Raw genomic sequence first — 6696 nt, 5'->3', positions numbered from 1 at the left:
CGTCGCTTTTTTATTTGAAAGGTATTAGCCTTGATCTGACAATAAAGCAATTTGTTGCACGTAGTTAATAAACTTCTTTTTAGATGCTTCAAGATCTGCTTCTGCAACTTGCTGAGTTTTATCACGGTTAATTCTTAACACATGTTGACGCAAAGTATGACGCTCTGATGCATTATAAATTTTGCTAAACTCATTGATTGCAGGATCACCCTGTTCAATCATACGATCTACCCAACGCATAAGTTGAGCTTGCTTTTTCGCACCTTGTTGAGGTGTCAAATAAGACAAAATGACTGTCTCATCTTCATTACGCAAGAGTTTACCAACACGCTGAAACTGGCGACGACGTGCTTCAAACGAACTAATATTCTGGACTTCTAAAAGAGCATCAATTAAACGCTCATCAACCGGAAGTTTTTGAATTTGTTTGATAGAAAGTTGTGCTAACTGCTCACCTAAAGCAGCCATACGTTGAACTGCTTTTTTCTGTTCGGTTTTACTTGCACGTCCTTCTAAAGAATCAAAATCTTCTTCAGTATAACGCTGGGGACGACGTGCCACGATTAATCTGCCTCATAAAATTTTGCGGCGAATAACGCCTGTACTTCGTTTAATGCCTGCTCTTCGTCAGCGCCATCAATGACCAAACGTAAAGTGGTCCCTTTACCTGCACCTAACATCAGTAACGACATAATATTCTTTGCATCTACCAAATGATCGCCCTTACCAATCTGAATTGACGAACGAAACTTCGTAGTGACCTCTATCAGTTTTCCTGATGCACGTGCATGTAAACCGAGTTTATTAATTACATCAACAGTTGTGTCTATCATGACCAGTGCTTCATTTCTCTGTGTAAGACCTGAACAGTCCATTCTGCCTCAAGTGCTTGTTTTAGTCTATCTACCATATAAACTGAACGATGCTGGCCGCCTGTGCAACCTATTGAAATCGTCATATAGTGACGATGCCCTTCAGCAAATGCAGGCAACCATTTTTTTAAGAAGTGGTGTATGTCCTCAAACATTTCATTTGCTTGCGGACTTGCTTCTAAAAACTGTCTTACTGGCTCATCTAAACCAGAAAAACGGCGTAATTCTAAATCCCAATGTGGATTTGGTAAATGCCGTACGTCAAAAACATAGTCAGCATCTAAAGGAATGCCATGTTTATAACCAAATGACTGCAATATAACAATCAGGTTATCCGACTGCCCTAATTTTGACAGCAAGATATGTTTTAAATCATGAACACTTTTATCTGTGGTATCAATATGAACAGTGGCACGGAACTGAATTGGAATCAGCAACTGCTTTTCTTCATGAATACACTGTAAAAGGCTTTTGAAACGGTTCGCCAACGGATGCGGGCGACGTGAAGCACTAAATCGAGCAATTAAATCTTGATCTTGTGTCGTCAGGTAAATCACATCAACCGTACCATGCTTTTGTAATTGCTCAAAAACATGATCGAACTCCTGCATATCTGCCCGTGTACTTCGGACATCTACACCTAAAGCGAGTTGTTCAAGATTATTTTCATGATCTAGCTTTGCCACAATTTCAGGCAGCAATGCCAAAGGTAAATTATCAATACAGTAATAGCCTAAATCTTCCAACACTTGAAGAGCTGAAGATTTTCCTGAACCAGACTGTCCTGTCACGATAAGTATACGCTTCATGGCATGGCTGTCCTTTTATGTATTATTGAGATGTAAAGGCAACTTGTAAATTATCAATTAAACGTGTCCCACCCAACTTAGCCGCAACAAACAACACAATATTACGATCAAATTGAGTAACAGGTAACAGATTTGACTGACGAGCTTCCACATAATCCACAACAAAACCATTGTCTGTCAACAACGTTTTTAAATCTGCCAAGACTTGTTGCAAATCCTTACCTTGATGTAATTGTTCTTCAGCTTGCTTTAGACCTTGATAGATGACTGGTGCAGTTTGACGCTGTTCAGGCGTCAAATAACCATTACGCGAACTCAATGCCAGACCATCTGCGGCACGAACAATGGGCACACCAATAACTTCCAACGGAATATTTAAGTCTTGAACAAACTGGCGAATTACAGCTAACTGTTGATAATCTTTTTGACCAAAGAAAGCATAGTTTGGCTGCACAATATTAAAGAGTTTTGTGACAACCAGCGCTACACCGTCAAAATGTCCTGGGCGTGAACTACCACACAAGTCATCCGTAATTTGACTAACACTAATGTTAGTTAAACGAGGTTGTGTACCGTACATTTGCTCGACTGAAGGTGCGAAAACGATGTCACAGCCAACATCTGCAAGTAGGCGGCTATCTTGCTCCAAAGTACGTGGATAGTTATCAAAATCTTCACCCGGACCAAATTGGGTCGGATTCACAAAGATACTTACAACCACAACATCACATAGCTTTTTCGCTTCACGAACAAGTGTGAGATGGCCTTCATGTAGATTTCCCATAGTTGGGACAAAACCAATGATTTTACGTGCAGCTCTAGCAGGATTTAAAGAAGCAGCTAAGCCTTGTATAGTGGTTTCTGTTTTCATGAATTACAGCTCAACATTGAAAGTATGTTCTTTGGCAGGGAACGACTGATCTTGTACAGCAGCATGAAAAGATTTAAAAGCATCTAAAATAGCTGTTTCACCAGACTGTTCTTTCATGAAGTTACGCACAAAACGTGCAACCTTGCCAAACGTCAAACCTAACATGTCTTGTACAACCAATACCTGACCGTCAGTCGCATTACCTGCCCCAATACCAATCACTGGAGTATTTGGGAACAGCTCAGCAATTTCTTGGCCTAGTTGCGCAGGAACACATTCAAGCAATAGTACCGCTGCTCCAGCTTCAACCACAGCCGTACAGTCAGCAATCAGTTGATCCGCAGCTTCACGTGTTCTAGCTTGCAACTTATAACCACCAAACACATGCACAGATTGAGGTGTTAAACCTAAATGAACACATACAGGTACACCATTACGCGTTAACACTTGTACCGTTTCACTTAACCATGCACCGCCTTCGATTTTGATCATCTGGGCACCAGCTTGCATAACTGTTTTCGCATTCTGCAAAGCATCGTTTAAAGTGGCATAACTCATAAATGGTAAATCAGTCATAATCAATGCATGCTGGTTACCACGGCGCACCGCGGCCGTATGATAAGCCATGTCTTCAACAGTTACAGGTAACGTTGAATCACGACCTTGAATTGCCATTCCAAGAGAATCACCAATTAAGATAGTATCAATTTCAGCAAGTTCCATTGCTTTTGCCATACTTGCATCGTAACAAGTTAGACAAGAGAACTTACGTCCTTCGGCTTTAAATTTTCTTAAGTCACTAAGACTAATCATGATGGTATCCTCTACAGGAGTTTGCAGAACGTATAAGTCAGGCTTAAGCCCAAGACTCATCAGCAAGTACAGTCAGCGTCGGCTGCTGTAAGAGTTCTAAATTTTTAAGTGGCTGATCATTAATATGTAAATCAGCATCTAAATCTAATAAAGGAATCACAACAAAATCTCTTTGCAGTATTCCTACGTGCGGCACAGTTAAGCGCTCATTTTGTATTTTTTCATTGCCATAAATCAGTAGATCAAGATCTAAAGTTCGCTCACCCCAATGACGTAGTCTCACACGCCCAGCTTCCTGTTCAAAGCGCTGGAGCTGGTCAAGTAAGTCAAGCGGAAGTAACTCGGTTTTTAGTTGAGCCACTGCATTTAGATAGTTCGGTTGATCTTGAGGACCCATGGGTGGGCTTTGATACAGTTTGGAGACCTTCACTTCACCAATAGATTTAAGCTTGGCTATCGCTTCAGACAAAATTTGGCGTGAGTCACCTAGGTTACTTCCTAAGCCAATATATGTGGTTACTGTCATTGCGTAGGTCCAAAAATAACTTGGCTCAAATCACGTTGTACCCGCTTACGCTTTAAGATTGGGTGATCGCTCGTCATATTGGTTTGTGATGCGGAAGATTTTTCCATAAAACGGTCAACAGACTGCTCTTGTCGTGCACGTTCTTTCTTACCACGACGGCTTCGAGGCTCTGGAACATCCACCAAAGGCTCAATTTCTGCATCAACTCTATTGTTCTCAACAGGTTCAGCAGCAACCTTACGACGACTTTTCGCTTTTTGACGATTATATTGGCTAATCGCAGCTTCTTTTTCGTCATTTGACATTTCTTGGTAAGCATCCCACCAGCTTCCCATTCCTTGTGTTGTGTCATCACCTGACTTTTCACGAAGTAATAAGAAGTCAAAGCCTGCACGGAAACGCGCATGGCTTGCCAATGCTTCAATTTGCTGTGGCTTTGGGTTAAGCAATCGAGTTTGCATTTCCCAAACTTCACGAATAAAAGTTTCGGCAAAACGAGGAATGACTGTACGTGTGGCTTGACGTTTTAAAACATCTAAACCAGCTTGGGCACGAGCTTCAGCTGGAACTACACCTTTCGTTAAATAAAAGTCACAACGTTCTAAAAATGGCTGCCACAATAAAACTGCATAAAAAAATGCAGGGTTAATGGTTTTACCAATTTGAATACGTTGATCTGTATTTTTTGCAGCACGTTGAATAAATGGCGTCAAATCTGGGCGAATATCAGCAAAAAGCTGCTTCCACACGCCAAATTCAATCAGCATTGGTAATACACGTGCCAAATGACCCATTGTGAAAAGCTTCTGAGACTCATCGTATAAACGGTGCGGAGAAACATCACGAAGCAACTGCGTCATCTCAACATCAAAAATATCGAGAATATTTGAATCAATCTTGAAATTTAGCTTCGCTGCAAAACGTAATGTCCGTAGCATACGCACCGGATCTTCTTCAAAACGTTGTGCAGGATCACCCAATAAACGTAAAGTCTTATTTTTGACATCATCAATTGCTTTACAAAAATCGAGCACAATACCCTTACGTGGTTGGTAGTAAAGCGTATTGATAGAAAAATCGCGTCGAGCAAAGTCCTGCTCTATTGTTCCCCAGTTATTGTCACGCAAAATCATGCCTGAAGCGTTGGTGACTGCTTTTTTAGGAGGGGCACGGAAAGTCGCAACTTCAATTAGCTCACGCCCTGAATAGACATGTGCCAATTCAAATCGACGGCCAATAATTCGGCATCGACGACCAAAAACTTCTTTAATTTGAGAAGGTGTTGCATTGGTGACTGCATCGAAATCTTTAGGATTGAGTCCTAGCATTAAATCACGGACACCACCCCCAACAATATAAGCCTCATAGCCTGCTTTGTTCAGACTATCGATCACATCTAAAATCGAAGAAGGAAGTTGGGCTGTGGACAAACCACATTTTGACGCTCGCAAGGTTTGCAAAAGACGCTGTCTCCTACGTCAGGACGTAAATAACAAGTTGTCGCTAATCATAGCTCTAACACACACAAAGGGCAATTTGATTCTCTTTAGATTGCGCAGGAAATGATAATTGACGAACAGAACTTTTATAAGGCTAAACGCGATTTATTTTTTTCAAAAATAGCAGGCCCGACTCCTTTGACATTTTTAATTTCGTCAATATTTTTAAAACTTCCGTTCTTCTGTCTATATTCTACAATCGCTTGCGCCTTTTTCTCACCTACGCCTTTTAACTGCTGAAACTCATTTACAGTGGCCTGATTCAAGTGAATTTGCCCTGTAGAGTCATTAGAACTCTTAGTATAAGAATTTTTAGAACCATATGAATGAGAAGGCTTAGAGATGTTTAACTTTTGGTCATACATCTGCTGTTTAGCCTTCCATTCCTGAAAGTTTTGATCAAAAGATTGAGCAAAAACCGAAGGTGAAATCACACCTAAGCACAACATCATTAAAATAAAACAATTATTTTTCCAAATTCTCATGCTGTATCGCATGTCGTTTTTCCCCTGTTTGTAATTGTCGTTTTGCTTGATTCCACAATTCATCCATCTCGGACAAAGTCATGTCTTCTAATGTTCTTTGCTGTTTTATGGCTTGCTCTTCAATAAAAGCAAAACGACTTCTAAATTTATGTATGGTTGATAAAAGTGAAGTTTCACTTGAAATGTTAAGTTTACGTCCTACATTGACTAATGAAAACAGACAATCTCCAAATTCGTCTTGAATTTCATCAATATTTTGACTTTTGAGCGCCTCTTTGAACTCACCGAGTTCTTCTTCTAGTTTTGCATAAGCATCTTCTACTGTTTCGAAATCAAATCCGACTTTTGCAACATTTTTTTGAATTTCCTGTGCTTGAGACAGTGCAGGACCATGTTTAATTTCATCTAATCTTGATTGCGGCTTGCCTTGCTTTTCTTGTTGTTTAATTTGTTTCCATAGCTCACTGACTTGTTCGGGTGTTAAGTTATTAAATTGATCAGCTTGAAACACATGTGGATGACGTCTTATCAATTTTTCACTAATTGCCTCAACTACATCTTGAAAATTGAACGCCCCTTGCTCACTAAACATTTGTGATTGAAATACAACTTGTAGTAGCAAATCACCCAACTCATTTCGAATCTCATCAATATCGCCCTGACGAATGGCAGCTTCGACTTCATATGCTTCTTCAATCGCATATTTTGTCAGTGACATTGGGGTTTGTTGTTGATCCCACGGACATTTTTCACGTAGCTCTTGCATAATTTTAAGCAATTTATCCATGTAACCCTCAAGTTCAAAAAGTTGGTCAGTAAAT

General features: G+C 40.2%; 9 protein-coding genes. All 9 read right to left on the bottom strand.

What is annotated here, in order from left to right:
• Positions 1 to 24: 24 nt before the first annotated feature.
• The 9 genes from yjgA to mazG all read right to left on the bottom strand — a co-directional run bounded on the left by yjgA (position 25) and on the right by mazG (position 6662).
• Positions 25 to 561 carry a ribosome biogenesis factor YjgA gene (yjgA, locus tag B554_RS0111380; protein WP_004698595.1) on the bottom strand — a complete coding sequence of 179 codons (537 nt, stop codon included), beginning with the start codon at positions 559 to 561 and terminating at the stop codon, positions 25 to 27.
• A gap of 2 nt (positions 562 to 563) precedes the next feature.
• Positions 564 to 833: an HPr family phosphocarrier protein gene (locus tag B554_RS0111375; protein WP_019458135.1), complete on the bottom strand. Its 270-nt coding sequence runs from the start codon at positions 831 to 833 to the stop codon at positions 564 to 566.
• Positions 830 to 1681 carry an RNase adapter RapZ gene (rapZ, locus tag B554_RS0111370; protein WP_019458134.1) on the bottom strand — a complete coding sequence of 284 codons (852 nt, stop codon included), beginning with the start codon at positions 1679 to 1681 and terminating at the stop codon, positions 830 to 832. The genes B554_RS0111375 and rapZ overlap by 4 nt, the downstream gene beginning before the upstream one ends.
• A gap of 22 nt (positions 1682 to 1703) precedes the next feature.
• A complete protein-coding gene (panC, locus tag B554_RS0111365) occupies positions 1704 to 2552 on the bottom strand; it encodes a pantoate--beta-alanine ligase (protein ID WP_004698600.1) in 849 nt (282 codons plus the stop codon).
• Positions 2553 to 2555: 3 nt separating this feature from the next.
• Positions 2556 to 3365 (bottom strand): 3-methyl-2-oxobutanoate hydroxymethyltransferase, encoded by an 810-nt coding sequence (panB, locus tag B554_RS0111360; RefSeq protein ID WP_004698602.1) that lies wholly within the window; start codon positions 3363 to 3365, stop codon positions 2556 to 2558.
• Positions 3366 to 3408: 43 nt separating this feature from the next.
• A complete protein-coding gene (gene folK, locus B554_RS0111355; RefSeq protein ID WP_004698604.1) occupies positions 3409 to 3891 on the bottom strand; it encodes a 2-amino-4-hydroxy-6-hydroxymethyldihydropteridine diphosphokinase in 483 nt (160 codons plus the stop codon).
• Positions 3888 to 5351, bottom strand: coding sequence for a polynucleotide adenylyltransferase PcnB (pcnB, locus tag B554_RS0111350; RefSeq protein ID WP_019458133.1), 1464 nt, complete (start codon positions 5349 to 5351; stop codon positions 3888 to 3890). Before pcnB ends, folK begins: the two co-directional genes overlap by 4 nt.
• A 125-nt stretch (positions 5352 to 5476) precedes the next feature.
• On the bottom strand, positions 5477 to 5887 hold the full coding sequence (locus B554_RS0111345; protein ID WP_019458132.1) for a ComEA family DNA-binding protein: 411 nt from the start codon (positions 5885 to 5887) through the stop codon (positions 5477 to 5479).
• On the bottom strand, positions 5856 to 6662 hold the full coding sequence (mazG, locus tag B554_RS0111340) for a nucleoside triphosphate pyrophosphohydrolase (protein ID WP_019458131.1): 807 nt from the start codon (positions 6660 to 6662) through the stop codon (positions 5856 to 5858). The genes B554_RS0111345 and mazG overlap by 32 nt, the downstream gene beginning before the upstream one ends.
• Positions 6663 to 6696 lie beyond the last annotated feature (34 nt).

Origin of the sequence: Acinetobacter sp. GG2 (assembly GCF_000292385.1) — a bacterium.
Taxonomy (GTDB): Bacteria; Pseudomonadota; Gammaproteobacteria; order Pseudomonadales; family Moraxellaceae; genus Acinetobacter; species Acinetobacter seifertii.
The sequence above is the reverse complement of the archived record's forward strand: the minus strand, read 5'-3'. Positions and strand labels throughout refer to the sequence as shown.